The sequence below is a fragment of the Photobacterium damselae genome (assembly GCF_003026815.1).
Taxonomy (GTDB): Bacteria; Pseudomonadota; Gammaproteobacteria; order Enterobacterales; family Vibrionaceae; genus Photobacterium; species Photobacterium damselae.
Genome location: NZ_PYOG01000013.1, coordinates 62,062 through 79,317 on the forward strand (window position 1 = coordinate 62,062; position 17,256 = coordinate 79,317).

Annotated in this window: 13 protein-coding genes; 9 read left to right on the forward strand and 4 right to left on the reverse strand. The window is 39.7% G+C overall.

Features of this window, described 5'->3' with window-relative positions:
* The first annotated feature begins 174 nt into the window (after positions 1–174).
* The 6 genes from CTN07_RS12830 to CTN07_RS12855 all read left to right on the forward strand — a co-directional run bounded on the left by CTN07_RS12830 (position 175) and on the right by CTN07_RS12855 (position 6,950).
* The gene (locus CTN07_RS12830; protein ID WP_005306117.1) at positions 175–1,713 is read left to right on the forward strand and encodes a DUF2264 domain-containing protein; all 1,539 of its coding nucleotides are present in this window, start codon (positions 175–177) and stop codon (positions 1,711–1,713) included.
* Positions 1,714–1,993: 280 nt separating this feature from the next.
* Positions 1,994–2,848 (forward strand): tagatose bisphosphate family class II aldolase, encoded by an 855-nt coding sequence (locus CTN07_RS12835; protein ID WP_005306113.1) that lies wholly within the window; start codon positions 1,994–1,996, stop codon positions 2,846–2,848.
* 145 nt (positions 2,849–2,993) lie between these two features.
* Positions 2,994–3,968, forward strand: coding sequence for a sugar kinase (locus CTN07_RS12840; RefSeq protein ID WP_005306110.1), 975 nt, complete (start codon positions 2,994–2,996; stop codon positions 3,966–3,968).
* Positions 3,961–4,593 carry a bifunctional 4-hydroxy-2-oxoglutarate aldolase/2-dehydro-3-deoxy-phosphogluconate aldolase gene (locus CTN07_RS12845; protein WP_005306107.1) on the forward strand — a complete coding sequence of 211 codons (633 nt, stop codon included), beginning with the start codon at positions 3,961–3,963 and terminating at the stop codon, positions 4,591–4,593. The genes CTN07_RS12840 and CTN07_RS12845 overlap by 8 nt, the downstream gene beginning before the upstream one ends.
* A 9-nt stretch (positions 4,594–4,602) precedes the next feature.
* The gene (locus CTN07_RS12850) at positions 4,603–5,181 is read left to right on the forward strand and encodes a DJ-1/PfpI family protein (protein ID WP_005306104.1); all 579 of its coding nucleotides are present in this window, start codon (positions 4,603–4,605) and stop codon (positions 5,179–5,181) included.
* 233 nt (positions 5,182–5,414) lie between these two features.
* The gene (locus tag CTN07_RS12855) at positions 5,415–6,950 is read left to right on the forward strand and encodes an outer membrane protein transport protein (protein WP_005306101.1); all 1,536 of its coding nucleotides are present in this window, start codon (positions 5,415–5,417) and stop codon (positions 6,948–6,950) included.
* A gap of 152 nt (positions 6,951–7,102) precedes the next feature.
* Here the strand turns inward: CTN07_RS12855 and CTN07_RS12860 are convergent, their stop codons facing one another.
* A complete protein-coding gene (locus tag CTN07_RS12860; protein WP_036765862.1) occupies positions 7,103–7,825 on the reverse strand; it encodes a YebC/PmpR family DNA-binding transcriptional regulator in 723 nt (240 codons plus the stop codon).
* 384 nt (positions 7,826–8,209) lie between these two features.
* Between CTN07_RS12860 and CTN07_RS12865 the strand changes: the two genes are divergently transcribed.
* Together CTN07_RS12865 and CTN07_RS12870 are read left to right on the forward strand one after the other, a co-directional pair.
* Positions 8,210–8,944 carry an IclR family transcriptional regulator gene (locus CTN07_RS12865; protein WP_005306096.1) on the forward strand — a complete coding sequence of 245 codons (735 nt, stop codon included), beginning with the start codon at positions 8,210–8,212 and terminating at the stop codon, positions 8,942–8,944.
* Between the two features lie 45 nt (positions 8,945–8,989).
* Positions 8,990–9,961: a formimidoylglutamase gene (locus CTN07_RS12870; protein WP_005306093.1), complete on the forward strand. Its 972-nt coding sequence runs from the start codon at positions 8,990–8,992 to the stop codon at positions 9,959–9,961.
* A 228-nt stretch (positions 9,962–10,189) separates the two neighbouring features.
* Here the strand turns inward: CTN07_RS12870 and CTN07_RS12875 are convergent, their stop codons facing one another.
* Positions 10,190–11,626 carry an amidohydrolase gene (locus CTN07_RS12875; RefSeq protein ID WP_005306090.1) on the reverse strand — a complete coding sequence of 479 codons (1,437 nt, stop codon included), beginning with the start codon at positions 11,624–11,626 and terminating at the stop codon, positions 10,190–10,192.
* Positions 11,627–12,009: 383 nt separating this feature from the next.
* Here CTN07_RS12875 and CTN07_RS12880 point away from each other — a divergent pair, with 383 nt between their 5' ends.
* Positions 12,010–12,900 (forward strand): VirK/YbjX family protein, encoded by an 891-nt coding sequence (locus tag CTN07_RS12880; protein WP_036765860.1) that lies wholly within the window; start codon positions 12,010–12,012, stop codon positions 12,898–12,900.
* A 66-nt stretch (positions 12,901–12,966) separates the two neighbouring features.
* Here CTN07_RS12880 and CTN07_RS12885 read toward each other — a convergent pair whose 3' ends face one another.
* Both CTN07_RS12885 and CTN07_RS12890 read right to left on the reverse strand, forming a co-directional pair.
* Entirely contained in the window at positions 12,967–16,017 is a 3,051-nt protein-coding gene (locus CTN07_RS12885) for an efflux RND transporter permease subunit (protein ID WP_005306085.1), read from the reverse strand.
* Between the two features lie 3 nt (positions 16,018–16,020).
* The gene (locus CTN07_RS12890) at positions 16,021–17,127 is read right to left on the reverse strand and encodes an efflux RND transporter periplasmic adaptor subunit (RefSeq protein ID WP_005306082.1); all 1,107 of its coding nucleotides are present in this window, start codon (positions 17,125–17,127) and stop codon (positions 16,021–16,023) included.
* Positions 17,128–17,256: the final 129 nt, after the last annotated feature.

The following is a 17,256-nucleotide window of genomic DNA, read 5'->3' on the forward strand; positions in this document are numbered from 1 at the left end:
AGATTGTAAGCCACGTATGAAGTGACCGCAAATAGTGAACATTTCAGCTACGTGGCTTCGTTTATTTTTATTTTCGAATTATCAAATCGATTTTTTATTATATGAATTAACGAGTTGCTTTGATAATACCAATCAGTTCCTTGGTTGGTTTAAACGTCATGATAGGGAAGAAAAATGACAACGAAAACACCTCAGACGCCAACCTCAGCCCCAAAAGCTGAGACTAAATCACATATTGATTCGATTAAGCATATTACTGCAACAGAACGACCCGTAGTTCCATATGAGCACCCGGATGCAAAGATGTATTGGCATCTGTTTAAGCAGCGTTTAGTTCGGTTAAAAGTGAAAAAGCCACGTTACGCAAAGCATGACCACCATATTCAGCAGCTTTTCCAGCAAGAACAAGATCTACGCGTATTATGCGACAGTTTAAGCCAATATGTGACCGAAGCGTTTTGTCATTACAGTGTATGGGACCACTCTCACGCTTATTACCCTGGCCGTCCTAGTCAGCAAAGTGCTCGTACCGATGCTGTAGAAGGGGTAAGTCGTGTGTTACCAACTCTTGCCGCTTGGCTTCATTTTAGCAATCAAACTCAGATGACAACTTTAGATGGTCAATCGATTGATATTGCATCGTTGCTATCTCAAGCTTTTTTAGCGGGCACAAATCCAACCCATCCGGGTTATTGGGGGACGTTACATAACTGTGATCAACGTATTTGTGAATCAGCTGATTTGGCGTTGGCTTTATGGTTATCAAAAGAGTGGGTATGGCAACACTATAGCGCGCCTGAGCAGCAGCAGATAGTACAGTGGTTTAAGCAGGTTAATTCGTTAATTACAGTTGATAATAATTGGCACTTATTTCCATTAACGGTACAGGTGGTTTTAAAAGCTTTAACGGGCGAAGAGCTGGTTGATCATGATAAGTATGAGCGGATCAAAGTTTTTTACGTTGGAGATGGCTGGTTCCGTGATGGCGCAAAAGGCAATTATGATTACTACAATGCTTGGGGGTTCCATTACTCTTTATATTGGCTAGATCAGATAGACCCGAGCTTTGACCCCGACTTTATTCGCCAATCATTAAGTGATTTTGTTTCTGGATACCGCTATTTCTTTACGCCGCAAGGACTGCCTTTTTTTGGTCGCAGTGCGTGTTACCGTTTAGCTGCAGCTGCCCCGTTATTAATGGCGATTGATCAAAATAGTTCTGCTCTTTCTGTGGGCGAGGCGAAACGAGCATTTAGGCTTAACCTAACGTATTTTGTGGGTAATGGCGCGATGCAATACGGTGCACCAACACAAGGTTTGTTCCAAGATGACGGCCGTTTGGTCGATAATTACAGTGGACCTGCAAGCAGCTTTTGGTCTTTACGAGCTCTAAATATTGCTCTATTTATAGGGAATCGTTGTGACTTATGGCACGCGAAAGAAACCCCATTGATGATAGAACAACAAGGATATGATTTTGATATTCCTGCCATTCAAGCCAATATTAAAGGAGTTTTCGAAACGAAAGAGATTGTAGTGACATTCCGACATGAATATACCGAGCAGCAAACTCCTCTTTCTCGCCGCTTAGAATCACAATCATATCTCAATAAAGCTCTTGAATTGGTCTTGGGGCGAGCCGAACGACCAAAAAATAATTTATTACGCAAAGGGATCACCAGTTATAGTTCGAAAATGTCCCATTTCTTTTAAATTTTAAAGATTGTCTGATTAATAGCCGAAGCTCATAACTATCAAGATAGGCGTTTCGGCTTTATTCACAGTGTTTTTATTCCTCTTTTTTGTTTATTCATCGGTATAACCAATAATTTATTGTGAAAGCGCATTAGTCGAAATTATTCGAAAGTACTTTTCTTTTTCTTTTCTTGTTTATTTTTGATTTGAAAGTGTATCTGTGATCAAGATCTTTTTATTTATCTTTGTTTTCGAATAGTATCTTTATCGAAAGTTAACGAAGGATTTGAGGTTTTCTATGTTTTTGGTTTCATCTCGCGAAATGCTGCACAAGGCGCAAATGGGTGGCTATGCTGTTCCTGCGTTCAATATTCATAATTTAGAGACAGTGCAGGTAGTGGTAGAGACTGCTGCCGAGATGCGCTCTCCTGTGATCTTAGCGGGTACGCCTGGCACTTTTACTTATGCTGGGACTGATTATCTGGTTGGAATTTGTAAGGAAGCGGCGAAGCGTTATGAAATGCCTATTGCGCTTCATCTTGACCACCATGAATCTTTTACTGATATTCGCCAAAAAGTGGAAGCTGGCATTAAGTCAGCCATGATTGATGGGTCTCACCACAGTTTTGAAGAAAATATAGCTCTAACTCGTCAAGTTGTTGAATTTTGTCACCGTTGGGACTGTTCAGTTGAAGCTGAATTAGGCCGCCTCGGTGGTCAAGAAGATGATTTGATTGTTGATGCAAAAGATGCTTTGTATACCGATCCTGATGCAGCAGTGGAGTTCATCCGTTCAACTGGGATTGATTCTCTAGCAATTGCAATTGGTACAGCTCACGGCATGTATAAAGAAGAGCCGCGTTTAGACTTTGACCGCTTAGGCATTATCCGCAGTAAAACTGACACTCCGTTGGTACTGCATGGTGCATCTGGTGTGCCTGATGCTGATGTTCGACGTTGTATTGAGTTAGGTATCACCAAAGTTAATGTCGCGACAGAACTTAAAATTGCGTTTTCTGATGCGGTAAAACAATACTTTATTGAAAACCCTAATGCTAATGATCCTCGTCATTACATTATTCCTGGCAAAAATGCGATGAAGCAAGTTGTTATGGATAAGATCCGAGTTTGTGGTAGCGAAGGTCGATTATAAATTTTTGAGTATCTCTCCCCCTAATTGGTTCTAAACCAAAGGTACTCATATTCATTGATGCTCTTTTGAGTCCGTTATTAGCTATGTTTGGCGTTTCCCATAACGGTTAAACATAGCTTTTTTTATTTTCGTATTGGAGAGATTGATGGAACAACTCCCGTCATTATCTAAAAAAATCGCCATCATTGGTGAGTGCATGATTGAGCTCAGTGGCCAACCATTTGTACAACAAGAGCAAAATTTTGGTGGTGATACGTTAAATACGGCGATTTATTTATCTCGTTTATTACCGCGTTTGGCTCCTGCTTATATTACCGCTTTGGGTCTTGATAACTATAGCCATTACATGGTTGATGCATGGCAAAAAGAAGGCATTAATTGCGATTATGTATTGCGAGAAACTCGTAAATTGCCAGGTATGTATGCCATCGAAATTGATCCTAATGGCGAAAGAAGTTTCCACTACTGGCGTAATGATTCTGCTGCTCGTCAAATGTGTGATCATCCTCAGTTTTGTACCGCTATCGACTACATGAAAAGCTGCGATCTTGTTTATTTATCTGGGATTTCTTTAGCTATTTTACCTGATCACGGCAAAATTAAATTATTAGAAGCTTTAGCAGAAATCCGTTCTTGCGGCGTTAAAATTGCTATCGATTCTAATTATCGTCCTCGTTTATGGCGCAGCAGAATGAATGCTAAAGAGTGGATGATGCAGCTTTATAGTTTGGCTGATCTGGCTTTAGTAACCGCAGAAGATGAAGATCTACTGCATGGTTCGGTCAATAGTTTACCTTCAATCATTGCCAAACGTCTACAAGGACAAGGTGTCGAGCAAGTTGTCGTTAAAATGGGTAAAGAGGGCGCTCAATGGTTTGAACTAGGTCAGTCAGGTGTTGTTGCTGGTAACCAAGTTGATAACGTTATTGATACCACGGCTGCCGGTGATTCGTTTAATGCTGCTTATTTAGCTTCGTGGGCCTTGGGCATGTCAATGAGCGAAAGCTGCCATTGGGGTAATCAGCTAGCAGCGCAAGTAATTCAGCATAAAGGTGCTGTTATTCCAACAGCTTACACTCGTTATTTAACAGAATTGATGGACGTTAATTATGATGACTAAAGAATGGCTAATGAAGTTACGTGACTTAAAAGTGATGCCTGTAATTCAGATTGATAATGCAGATGATGCAGTACCATTAGCTAAAGTTCTTATTGATAATGGTCTCCCTGCTGCTGAAATTACGTTTAGAACAGCCGCAGCGGCGGAGTCAATTCGTCGTATTCGTGCCGAGTTTCCTGATATTGTTCTTTGTGCCGGAACGGTGTTAACCAAGGAACAAGCTGATGAAGCTACTGCTGCAGGGGCCGACTTTGTTATTAGTCCTGGGTTTAACCCAACTACAGTAAAATATTGCATTGAAAATAATATTAAGATGATCCCTGGCGTTAATAACCCAAGCCTTGTTGAACAAGCTCTTGAGTTGGGAGTTACAGCCCTAAAATTTTTCCCAGCAGAAGCATCTGGCGGTATTAATATGCTGAAATCATTAACTGGACCATACAGTCAGATTCAGTTAATGCCTACAGGTGGAGTAAATCCAAAGAATTTATTAGATTATTTGGCTATCTCTCAAGTCATTGCTTGTGGTGGAACTTGGATTGCACCAACCGCTGCGATTAATGCCCATGATTGGGATTTGATTGCGCATAATGTGCGTGAAGCTGTAAAACTGACTCAACAATAGGAGAGGATAATGTCTGAGACTAAACGCGTTGCAGTCTTACTTGCTGATGGTTTTGAAGAAGGGGAGGCGGTTGTTTTTATTGATATTATGCGTCGACTTGATATTGAAGTAGATGTCTTATCATGCATGGAAACAACAGCATTAAATACTTATTTTAAAACTAAGATCACTGCTGACTACACACTTATTGAGAAGTTTGATGAGACCTATGACGCAGTAATGATGCCGGGAGGCCCTCAAGGTACCGATAATCTCACTGCAAATACCAGTGTGATTGCATTTTTGAAGCGTCATATTGATGCTAACAAATACATCTGTGCTTTATGTTCATCTGGAGCAAAAGTATTAGCCGCTCATCATTTATTTCAAGGTCGTCCTTATACTACTGGTGATAAACTTGCAGATAAGTTTGATGATGGTGATTTTCGTATCCAGAAAGTAGTTGTGGCAGATAACTTTATTACAGGTCGTGGTTTAGGCGTCAGTTTTGAGTTTGCTTTTACTGTAGCTAAGTATTTACTCTCTGATAATCAGGAGAAAGTAGATTGGCAGGCTAATCATATTTATTTTGAACATTGGCCTTTGTAATATTTCGCCATTACACATAGCCGATAGTTATTTCTATCGGCTTTTTTATATTTAAATATTTGTAATTGAACAAGCCATATATTTTTATTTTGTATATTGTTACTGGTCTAATGACTTATTGTTTAATCGTTTCTTTATAATCCCGATTCATTTAGCTTTTAATATATATGAATAAATTAATTTCATATAAAAGTTAACTCTAATAAATCAATAAATAATTAAATATAAACACAATGAATAAGAAGCTATTATTACTTCCGTCTGTTATTTCATTTATCGTAAGTGGTACTGCAACTGCTGGTGGATTTCAAGTTAATGAACATTCTGCAACCGGTTTAGGCCGTGCATTTGCAGGTGAAGCTGTTATTGCTGATAACGCCTCAGTGCTTGCTCGAAACCCTGCTGCTATGGCGATGTTTAAGCGTCCTGCGATGTCTGTTGGTATGACGATTATCGATACTGATGTCACGGTTAAAAATGCTCAGTATCAAGCGCCAGGTGCTAATATCAATGCTAACTTTGATAAAGAGTCTATTTTTCACTTTGATGGTTTTGCAGGCTTTCCTGGGGTTGATCAAGATTGTAAAGGTCAGTTATGTAAACGAATGGCTGCGACTGCAATCAATGGTTTTTTAGAAAAGCATGGATTAGAAACTAAAATAGCTTGGCAAGATATTCCAGATCATATTTCTGTTCCAAAACTGCCTGCTATTCCTGAATTTGATATTTATGTACCTAAATACGATTCGGTCGATATATTACCTAATACAACTTTTACGCCAATTGCTGATGTATCTGAAATCGGACCAACAGAAATTGTACCGAACTTTTATTATATTCGACCAATTAATGATAAATGGGCTGTAGGTATTGCTGCATTTTCAAACTTTGGAACAGGTACTGAGTTTAAGAGCAATTATCCGGCTTCTATCTTTGGTGGTAAAACTCAAGTTAAGAGCATGAATTTAGGTTTAAGCGCTTCTTATCGTATTAATCAATATTTAAGTTTAGGTGCGGGTTTAGACATCATTTATGGGGTAGGTGAACTCTATCGTGATGCCGGTTTCGATGCTTCATTATCCGCATCATATAATGATAAACACTATAATTTAGGCAAGCATCACTTTGGCGCAAATGTGATTGATATTGATGCTTCGGGTGTTGCATTTGGTTGGAACGTTGGTGCGGTATACGAGTTAAACGCTAACCATCGTTTTGGTGTTAGCTACCGACATAGTCCAGATCTTAAAGCTAAGGGCGATGTAATGATTGCAGGTAAAGATCATGATGAGATTACTGTTCCATTGCCTGATATTGCTGAGTTCTCTGGTTATCATCTTTTAACTGATAAATTTGCTATGCACTACAGTGTTCAGTGGATTGGGTGGCGTGATTTTGACCAAGTATCATCAAAAGATTTAGCGATCAAAGAATATGAATGGAAGAATTCATGGCATTACGCTTTAGGTGGTACTTACTATCTAAATGATACATGGACACTACGTGCTGGTTATATGTTTGATAAGAGTCCTGTCGATGAGCTTAAATCCATTTCGATTCCTGATTCAGATCGTCAATGGTATTCTGCAGGTGTGACCTATCATTATACGCCAAATGCGAGCTTTGATTTTGGTGCCGCTTATGTTCGTGGTGAGGATGTAAATGTAACGGAATACTTATCGCCTGAAATGCCTGAACTGGGTGCAATCAGCGCTGTTACTCGCGCAAATGCGTTCTTAATGGGTGTACAGTTTAGTTATCTCTTTTAACTAAATAGAAAAGAATATAAAAAAACCGAACAATGAAGTTCGGTTTTTTTAATCTCTTTACAGAGTAATATCAGTCTAACTAATTACTTATTCATCTCTCCGTTATAGTACTTATAACAGGAGAATGGAACAACTAACGACTCAGATTGGTATTAGTCTGCAATTTCTGCGTTGTGGTAAACGTTCTGAACGTCATCACAATCGTTTAGCATATCAAGGAATTTCTCGAAAGATGCTACATCGTCACCAGCAAGCTCAACCATTGTTTGAGGAACAAATGAGATTTCCTCAACATCTAGAGTCACTTCAGGCATAGTTGCTGCTAAAGCATTTTTAACTTTGAAGAATTCTGTGTGTGGTGCGTAAACAGTGATCACGCCATCTTCACAAGTGATGTCAGTCACGTCAGCGTCTTCCATCATAAGGTTCTCAAGAACCACTTCTTCATCTTCGCCTTTGAATTCAAACACAGCTTGGTGTTCAAACATGTGGCCACAAGTACCTGGGCTACCAATTTTCGCGTTGTTCTTCACGAAGCACTGACGAACATCCATAAAAGTACGGTTGTTGTTATCAGTTAGACAGTCAACGATAACCATGCAGTTACCAGGACCAAAGCCTTCATAGCGAGCTGTTGCGTAATCTTCACCAGCACCACCTTTCGCTTTGTCGATCGCTTTTTCGATTACGTGACTAGGTACTTGGTCTTTTTTCGCTTTTTCGATTAGGCGACGAAGTGCTAGGTTACTTTCTGGATCAGGACTACCGTTTTTTGCACAAACGTAGATCTCTTTACCATATTTAGAGTAAACCTTGATTTTAGCGCCCTGTGTTTTAGCCATGGACAGCTTACGTACTTCGAATTTTCTTCCCATGAGGAATAACTCTCTTTGTTCGGGTTTGGGTATATTAACCACCCAATTTTATCAGCTAGAGTCCCTATAAGGCTAGTATTTACCTATATAAACCAACAAAAAAGACATTTGTCAGGCAAATTTAAATAGTTTCTTAAATAGTGTGCATAAGATGATCGCGCAAAATTTTATCTTTGTAGCTCTATGTTCTGGGAATGTAGCAATCGGGTAATATTTTTGTATTTTCATCAGGTGAAAATATTGATTAATTATTTTAATTCTCTTTTTTCTCAATATGCGAGAATTAAGCGATAAATTTTTTATTTAATTCTTATATTGTAAGAATTTGACTTGTCTCTATGACTTAGGGTGGTTATAACTTCATTATCACTTAAATACCGAGAAATGATTGTGACTTATTCCCTAAGCGCCAATGAGAAGTTGCTGCAAGTTTTAATTCATATTGCAGCATCCAATAAACCGTTACATGCTCAGCAGTTAAGTAATGAAACGGGAATGCCAATCAGCAGTTTATATCGTTATTTAGCACTGTTACGTGGCTGGAACTTAGTAGAAGAGAATCATAGTCAAAATACTTACAGTGCAGGCCCTGCAGCTCTTCAACTACAGCGCAATTTTCATACCCATTCGCCATTACCTGATGGTGTTCGACCTGTTCTTAAGCGTTTACAGCAGCAAACTGGTGAAATGTCAGCTTATATGGTGCCTGTTGGTTTTAATGCATTGTGTGTCGATAGTATTGATAGCCCGTATGCCCTACGTTGTAGCTATGAAAAAGGCCAAAGCCAGCCATTGATTCGTGGTGCATCAGCAAAAGTGATCTTGGCTCATTTGTCTTTATCTCGTCAGCTGATGATCTTAGCGCATTACGGCATTACTGATCAGTTTGAAATTGATCGGTGGATGACAGAGTTAGAACTTATCAAGCAAGATGGTTTTGCCCTTAGTACCTCCGAAATTGACCCTGGTGTTTCAGGTGTAAGTGCTCCTGTATTTATCGGAAATAAAGTCGCTGGTGCTGTGAGTGTGATGGCTCCTGCTGAGCGAATTAATAGTCGTAAAAACAAAATAGTCATGTGTGTACTACAAGCTGCTCGCGCTTTACCACCTCAGCACTAAGCTGCGTGGTATTTGTTATAACATATTGAGTTTAAGGAAGTATCGATGTTTGTTGATCATTTAAAGCGTCTATTTATGTCTGAACAGATAGAACATAAAACGGCATCATCACGCATGTTCATTACTCCTTATGCTCAACAGCGAGAGCGTGGCATTGTACTTTTGGGGGTAGTATCGGACTTAAGCCTTGGTTTTCATCGCAGCCGAGATGAAGCCAAAGATGGTCCTGAAAGTATTCGCCAAGTATTACCAAAAATTCATACTCACGGACATTTACCTGTTTATGATGCAGGTAATATTGAACTCGAACAAAGTCATTTTACTGCCGTTGCTCAACAGCAATATTTGACTTTATGTGAATTATTACAACAAGGACAATTGCCTGTCGTTCTTGGTGGTGGACATGAAATTTCGGTTGCTAGTTATCAGGCTGTGTCCGATGTTATGGCTCAGTTGCATCATATAGATAAGACGACAACAGAGACTGATATTGCTCAGTGTGTTCGTGTCGGGGTCATTAACTTTGATGCCCACTTTGAACTTAGACCTGCATTGTCGATGAAACCGGGTTCTGCTTTTCATATGGCTGCAAATTACAGCCGAGAAAAAGGTCGTGAATTTAATTATTTAGGTCTTGGTATTTGTGAGCATGCTAACTCTCAGGCCATGTTTAAATTAGCCGATGAATTGGGATGTCGCTGGTTATTAGATAATCAGATGACAACACGCAATAAGAAGAAAGTTCAAGCAGTTTTAGATGGATTTATTGACAGTGTTGATCATATTCATTTGAGCGTGGATATGGATGTGTTTTCTTCTACTGTTGCCCCTGCTGCCAATATGACGAATATGGGGGGAGTCAGTCTCTCTGTTGTAGAGTGGGCTCTCAAGTACATTATGGAAAGTGGCAAAGTGAAGTTAGTTGACTTAGCTGAGTTAAACCCTGAATTTGATTATGAGCATCGTACCGCTAAGTTAGCAGGTAAGCTTGTTCATGCGATTGCTCGAAATTTATAGTGTAAATAGATACAAACTTATTGATTTTATCTGGTTAACCGACCCATTTAACTGGTTAAATCAGTAAGTTGTATGCTCTGGTCTTATTTTATTTCCCTTATGCTAGTCATAATCAGGGAGCAAGTTGCATTGTACTTGCTCCCTTCTTTTTGTTTTCCTAAACCTTATTTATAGCTTCATCTATTCTCTCTATAACTGACTGTGTTATCTGGCTTGGATATAGTCGAATTACTTCATCAAACTTGGAGACTTAATGGCTTTTTTAGCTAACTCTTTAGCAAATGCTGTAATGTCTTGCTCGATAAGTGACATATTCTGATAAATATCACTTGGCTCTACCGTCATTATTTGGCGGTTGTGCATAATGATTTTACCATTGACGATTGTGGTATCTACGTTGCTGGGGTTGGCTTGGTAAACTAGAGTTGCGTACGGATTATAATTAGGATGCATGTTTGCAGATTGTGTTTCGACAATAATAATATCGGCTTTTTTCCCTACTTCTAGCGAACCTATTTGCTTGTCCATATGAAGTGCTCTTGCTCCTCCAATTGTTGCCATTTCAATGACTTGCTCTGGAATCATAATCGTTCGATCTTGATATTTTAATCGTTGCATATTCGCTGCATAACTTAATGTACGCCATAAATCGACTTGATTTGAACTCATTGGTCCATCAGTGCCTAGCCCTATTGCAATATCTTGCTGATACATAGGCCAAGCAGGTGCAATACCGGTTGCACCTTTTGCATTTGCCATTGGGTTATAAGCAACGCCAGCACCCGATTGTTTAATTAGATTAATATCATTTGGCTCTAAATGAATAGCATGAGCTAATACCATTCGATTATTCAGAACTCCTATTTTTTCTAGCCAAGCAATTGGACTCAATTTTTCTGTGTTATCACTGATACGTTCAGCTTCGTTATTAAACTCACTGGTATGGATCAAAATAGGCACATTAAGTTTTTCAGATAAGATATTAATTTCTTTTAGTTTTTGTTCTGAAACTGTATATACCGCGTGAGGTGCAAAAGCTGGGGTAATCAACGGGTCGTTTTTATATTGTTCAATAAAGTTTTTGGCATATTCAATTCCACCATAAGGTTTTGGGGCATCGACAACGGGGAACTTAATGACTGTTTCACCTAATACCGCTCGCAGGCCTATTTCCTTTGTTGCTTTAGCCATTTCATCCATATGATAGTACATATCTGCATATGTAGTGACGCCACTTTGTGCTAAGTCAAGCGTCCCAAGGCGGGTTGCTTGATAAATAACATTTCGACTGAGCTTTTCTTTTTCCAGAGGGAAAAAATATGCAAATAGTCGATTTTCAATGCCTTCTTCGCCTAATCCTCGAAAGGCAATCATAGGTAAGTGATTGTGAGTATTTATCATTCCTGGCATGACAATCCCATCTTTAGCATCAATCGTATGCTCTGATTGATACTTAGACAGAAGTGATTCCTCTCCAATTGCAATAATTTTATCGTGATCAATGACGATGATGCCATCTTCAATAACTTTTTTATTTTTATCCATGGTTAAGATCTGACCGTTTTTAATGATCAGACTGGCATGATATGGCTGTTGGGCCTGGCTCGCGAGAGATGAACTACTAAAAAAGAGTATAGAGATAAGAGATACTGCCGTTAATTTCATTGGTAAATTAATTTATGGATAGGAAAAGAGGACGAAAGAATAGAGAGGTTATTTATTAGTGTAAACGTTTGCTTTTGATGTAATGAATATTTTGTGCATTGCGTCAACATTATATTTAAGTCAATTAACTCATTTAAGATCATGTTTCTGCATAGAGGTAGTGTGCTAGCAGTCCAGAGAGCTTTGTTACTTTAAGTTACTTTCTAAATTTAACTAATAATACAGCTATTTCAACACCTTGATGTCATTTTGGTATCATAGATAGCATGGTAGGCATAGATTGTTTGACAAAAACATACAAAACCAAGCTCTATGGGTTTGTTGTTATTTATTCTTATTATGTATAATGCTACTTGGGAATATTAAGTCGAAATTATTTGGTTATGAATTTATACGAACAGGCACAATTGGCGAACCGTCATAAAAAATCGGGAAAGAACAAGGCGGTTGTAAAGTACATGGTGAGAGCACTGATTCATGCCGCTCAGTTTAAAAGAATGAGTGCGTATTTTCATCAAGGTAACCGCTTGAAACTGTTTGAAAAGCAACCTAATTTCGTGACTAAGTGTATTACTCCTTATCTCAGAGACGGTTTTACTAAAGACCAGCGTGTTGATATTTTAATTAATCATTATCAATGGTTTGAACAAGTATTTACAGCTCAAGCCCAATGCGCAATCTATCAAGATAATGTGGTTCTTTGTGAATTGTCGATTGATGAAGAACGTTATTTTGTAACACTAAGTTTTGAGCGTAATTCACGAAAAGAAGGTGAATTGACCCTATCTCTTTGTGATGAACAGCATAATAAATACTACGTTATTGCATTTACCTATATTGCTGGTGACTTTTATATTGGCTGTATGCAAGGTGGGGCGAATGATAATGGGTTTAGTCGTAAGTTTACAAAAGCATTTTACGGTTTGCGTCCAAAGTCTTTTATGGTTGAAACCATGCAGTTACTGGCTCAGTTATTACATATCCCACACCTTTATGCGGTGAAGAATTCAGGCCATATCTATAATGCCAAGCGTTATGGCAAAAAAGCTCAAACGATCAATTTAAATTATGATCAGTTATGGGAAGAGCATGATGGAGAGGTTTATGATGAATGGTTTTATCAATTGCCATTAGAGTCTAAACGTCGTGCAATGGAAGATATTAAGCGTCCTAAGCGAAAAATGTATCGTGAACGATATGAATGGCTTGATGGTTACAAAGATCAGTTGGCGCAATCATTAGAGCCATTGTTGAACTCTTCAACGGTAAAATAGCTGTAACCAACTTTTGGAATAAAAATAGCGGGAGCATCATACTCCCGCTATTTTTTTCACTGTTATTTATGCTGTCTCTACTTTGACACGGAAAAACATGGCATAAAATAGAGGAATAACCAGTAGGGTTAATAAAGTAGCAAAGAGTAAACCAAACATAATGGTTACTGCCATGCTCTTAAAGAACGGGTCAATAAGAAGTGGCGCTACCCCTAATATGGTGGTAAATGCACCCAACAATACTGGTCTTGCACGACTAATTGCCGCATCAATAATTGCCTGATAAGGCGCTTTGCCTTCTAAAATTTCAGCGTCGGCCTGATCAACCAATACAATGGCATTTTTAACCATCATACCGATTAAGCTTAAGAATCCCAAAATCGCCATAAATTCAAATGGAGTCTGGAAGATAATTAGGCCTATTGTTACACCAATTAATGCCAGCGGAGCTGTTAGCCAAATCACCAGAGGTTGGCGAATGGCATTAAACATAAAGATTACCGACAAAATCATTGCTGCAAATCCGTAAGGCGCTGAAATAGCAAGACCTTCGTTAGCATCTTTTGAAGCTTTATATTCACCATACCAAGTTAATTGATAGCCTGGTGGTAGCTCAATTGCTTCAATTTTATCTTTAACATTATTAAATGCATCTGCGGTTAGTACTCCTGGCGCAGGATCGGCCTGAACTAGCAGAGTTGGCATACGGTCAATACGACGTAATATCGCATCTTCCCAAACCACATCTACAGATTCAACCAACTGACTAACAGGAATAAATCCACCAACGGTATGACTGTATACTTCTGTATTTTCAATCGCTCGTTGATGATCGCGCTCACTTTGTGGTGCTCGTACAACAATTGGGATCAGATCATCACCTTCACGATATACACCCACATTTCGTCCAGATAAGGTTTGAGCAATCGCTTGGTTTATTTCTTGCGTAGTTAAACCAAAGCGCTGAGCCTCTTCTGCTGAATAGACAGGACGAAGGACTGGTACTTGTTGTCGCCAGTCGTCTTGTACCGCAATCAGTTGAGGATCGTTTAGCATGATTGCTTTTGCTTGCTCTGCTAATTGTCGTAGTACTTTACTGTCAGGGCCCTTAAAGCCGGCTTCAATCTTTTTGCCACCCCCACGGCCTAACATAAACTTCCATACTTTAATTGAAGCATCTGGATATTTTGCATCAAGCTCGCTTTGTAATTTACCAAGCAGCGGAGCGATTTTGGTGTAGTCATCAATATCGATCAATAACTGACCATAGCTTGGGTTACGAGCCTCTGGTGCATAAGTCAGCATAAAGCGTAAACCGCCACCACCGATGAAGCTGGTGATATTCGTAATGCCTTCTTTGACTTTTACATCTTGTTCAATTTGTGCAACCAGTTTTTCGGTTCGCTTAATATCAGAACCTTGAGGAAGATAAACATCAACCACAAACTGTGGGCGCTGGGACTCTGGCATAAAACCAGGTGGTACAAAGCGCACAGCATAAACAGCAACGCCAAGCATCACTAGTAACAGTGTAGTACTCATAGCTCGATGCGCTAGCACCCAAGTTAATACTGTCTTATAGCCCGTTACCATTTTACTTGGCTTACTACCTGGTACCTTTGGCTTAACTTTTAAGAAGTCATAGCAGAGCATTGGGGTGACAGTGACTGCAAATACCCAACTTAAGAACATAGAGTATAAGATCACCCAAAATAGTGAGCCCGCATATTCGCCCATATCAGATGGTGATAAGCCGATAGCACTAAAAGCACAGATACCAACGACAGTACCACCAAGCAGTGGCCATTTGGTCGAGTTCACTATATCTGAAACAATGGTTGCACGATCTTCTTCGGGGTTATTTTGCAAACGAACTAAGACACCATCTGTAACTACAATGGCGTTATCAACCAGCATACCCAATGCAATGATCAGAGCACCAAGAGAGATACGCTGCATCGCAATATCTTCAATGAGCATGATGCACAGGGTTCCAGCAACGGTTAGCAGTAGGACAAAACCGATAATGATCCCTGAGCGTAGGCCCATGAAAACTAGGAGTACAATAAATACAATAACAACGGCTGCAATTAAGTTATCGATAAAATTGGTAACAGAATCACGAACTGAATCAGACTGCATGGAGATGACATGCAATTCCATCCCCAAAGGACGCTGACCCTCTAATTCGGCGATACGAGCTTTAACCGCATCACCCATATCGACCACATTACCACCTGTTACATTGGAGATACCAAAGCCAATCGCCCGCTCTCCGTTGTATCGCATCAACATAGACGAAGGCTCTTTATACCCTCGTTTTACGGTTGCAATATCACCCAGTCTTAATACGGTGTTGTTTTCACCTACGCCTACTTGTAAGTTCTTCAGATCGTTAAATGAACGAATACTAGAACTTGGAATAACTGGAATACGCATTGAGTCGGTTTCGATACTGCCAGCAACCGTTACCAAGTTTTGTTTTTGAAGAACTTGGAAGACTTTCTCCGCCGATAACCCAAATTGTGCTAAACGCTCGCTAGAGATCTCAACAAAAATGGTCTCTTGTTGTTCTGCAAGTGTGGCTGTTTTAGCAACACCTGGGACAAGAACTAATTCTCTGCGTAGGCTATCGACATAGTCTTGTAGCTGTTTATCGGTAAACCCATCCCCGGTTACCGCAAAAAATAATGCATAAACATCTGAGAAATCATCGTTAACAATAGATGGTCCAGCCCCTGGCGGTAACTGGCGCTGAGCATCATTAACTTTACGGCGCAATTTATCCCAGACTTGTTGTAAATCGGCAGAGCTTTTTGCAAACTCTAGCTTGATTTCAACGGTAACTTCCGACATCCCCTGTTTGGAAACCGATTTAACCTCTTTTAATTCTTGTAGAGATTGTACGGCCCCTTCAATAACATCTGTTACTTCGTCAGAAACTTCTTGTGCAGTCGCTCCTGAATAAGGGGTATTAATGACCGCTTGGCGAATAACAAATTCGGGATCTTCAAAGCGTCCTAGTTTGAGGTAGCTGATATAACCACCAATGAGGGTTAGAGCAATCAAAACCCATACACTAGTACGCTTTGCTATGGTGTAACGAGCAATATCCATCGATTATGCTCCGCTATTATCATCAGTATAAGGGCGAACTTGCATACCATCTTTTAAACTAGCAACACCGGCAATGATGATACGTTCCCCTGGGACAAGGCACTCAGTAATTTCAATACGGCTACTGCTAAGTGCACCAACCTTTACGTAACGTTTTTCAACATGGTTTTTATCATTAACGACCCATACGAACTGCTTTCCTTGATTATCAGGAACAACGGCTGTTAATGGTACGGTAATGGTTGTTTCAAGAGGCAGTTTAATCTCAGGATCGGCAGGACTTACCTTTACTGCCATACCAGGTAGTACCCGAAAGCCTTTTAGATCTTCAAAACCTAATACAACGGCATAAGTTTGAGTCACAGGGTCTGCCTGCGTAGCAAAAGTGCGCAGTTTTAAAGCAAAGTCTTTACCCGGAATGCTTGATAGTTCCGCTTTTGCCTTGGTCTCTTTTAGGCCATAAAGCATAACGGTGTCAGGAATATTGATGACAACTTCAAGGTTCTGTACATCATGTATTGCAATAATTGGCATGTTTGCCTGTACTTGAACATGATTGTCGACCATTTTTCGACCAACAATGCCATCAAATGGCGCCTTGAGCTGGGTATATTCAAGTTGACGTTTGGCTTCTTCTAAGCGGTTTTGTGCTAGGTTAAAGCGAGTCGTTAATGTGTCCAGATTGCTTTTAGCAATCGCTTGGCTCTTCTCAAAGATAGCTTTACCACGCTGATATTCAGCACGAGCATTTTTAAGTTCTAGCTGTGCCGATTCAAACGCAGTTTGTGCGTCACGATCATCGAGCTTTGCTAATAATTGTCCTTGTTTAACTTGATCACCTTCTTTAACGAAAATATAAGTTAAACGTCCACCAATACGAAAAGCTAGATCTGCGCGTTGAGCTGAGCGAACGACACCATTAAAGCTCAGTTCATCATCAGCATGAGCTTTGACTACTTCTGATAACGCAGGTTTTACTGCAGGAGGCAGTACTGCTGTGCTTTCTTCACTGCCACAGCCTGTAATAACTAAAGAAGACAGTGCTAAGCTAACAGCAAGAGTACTTACTTTTAGGTTTGTTAGTGCTGAAATATGAGTTGTTGTTTTCACCTATTTTCTCCGTAACAGATAGGGTCAGGTGCGACCCGCCATTTATGATTGTATTTGTCAGCTTACTGCGTCTCGATTTTAATCGAACGCTGTAAAGTAGACTTTTGAGTTTATTTTATAGTGAATATG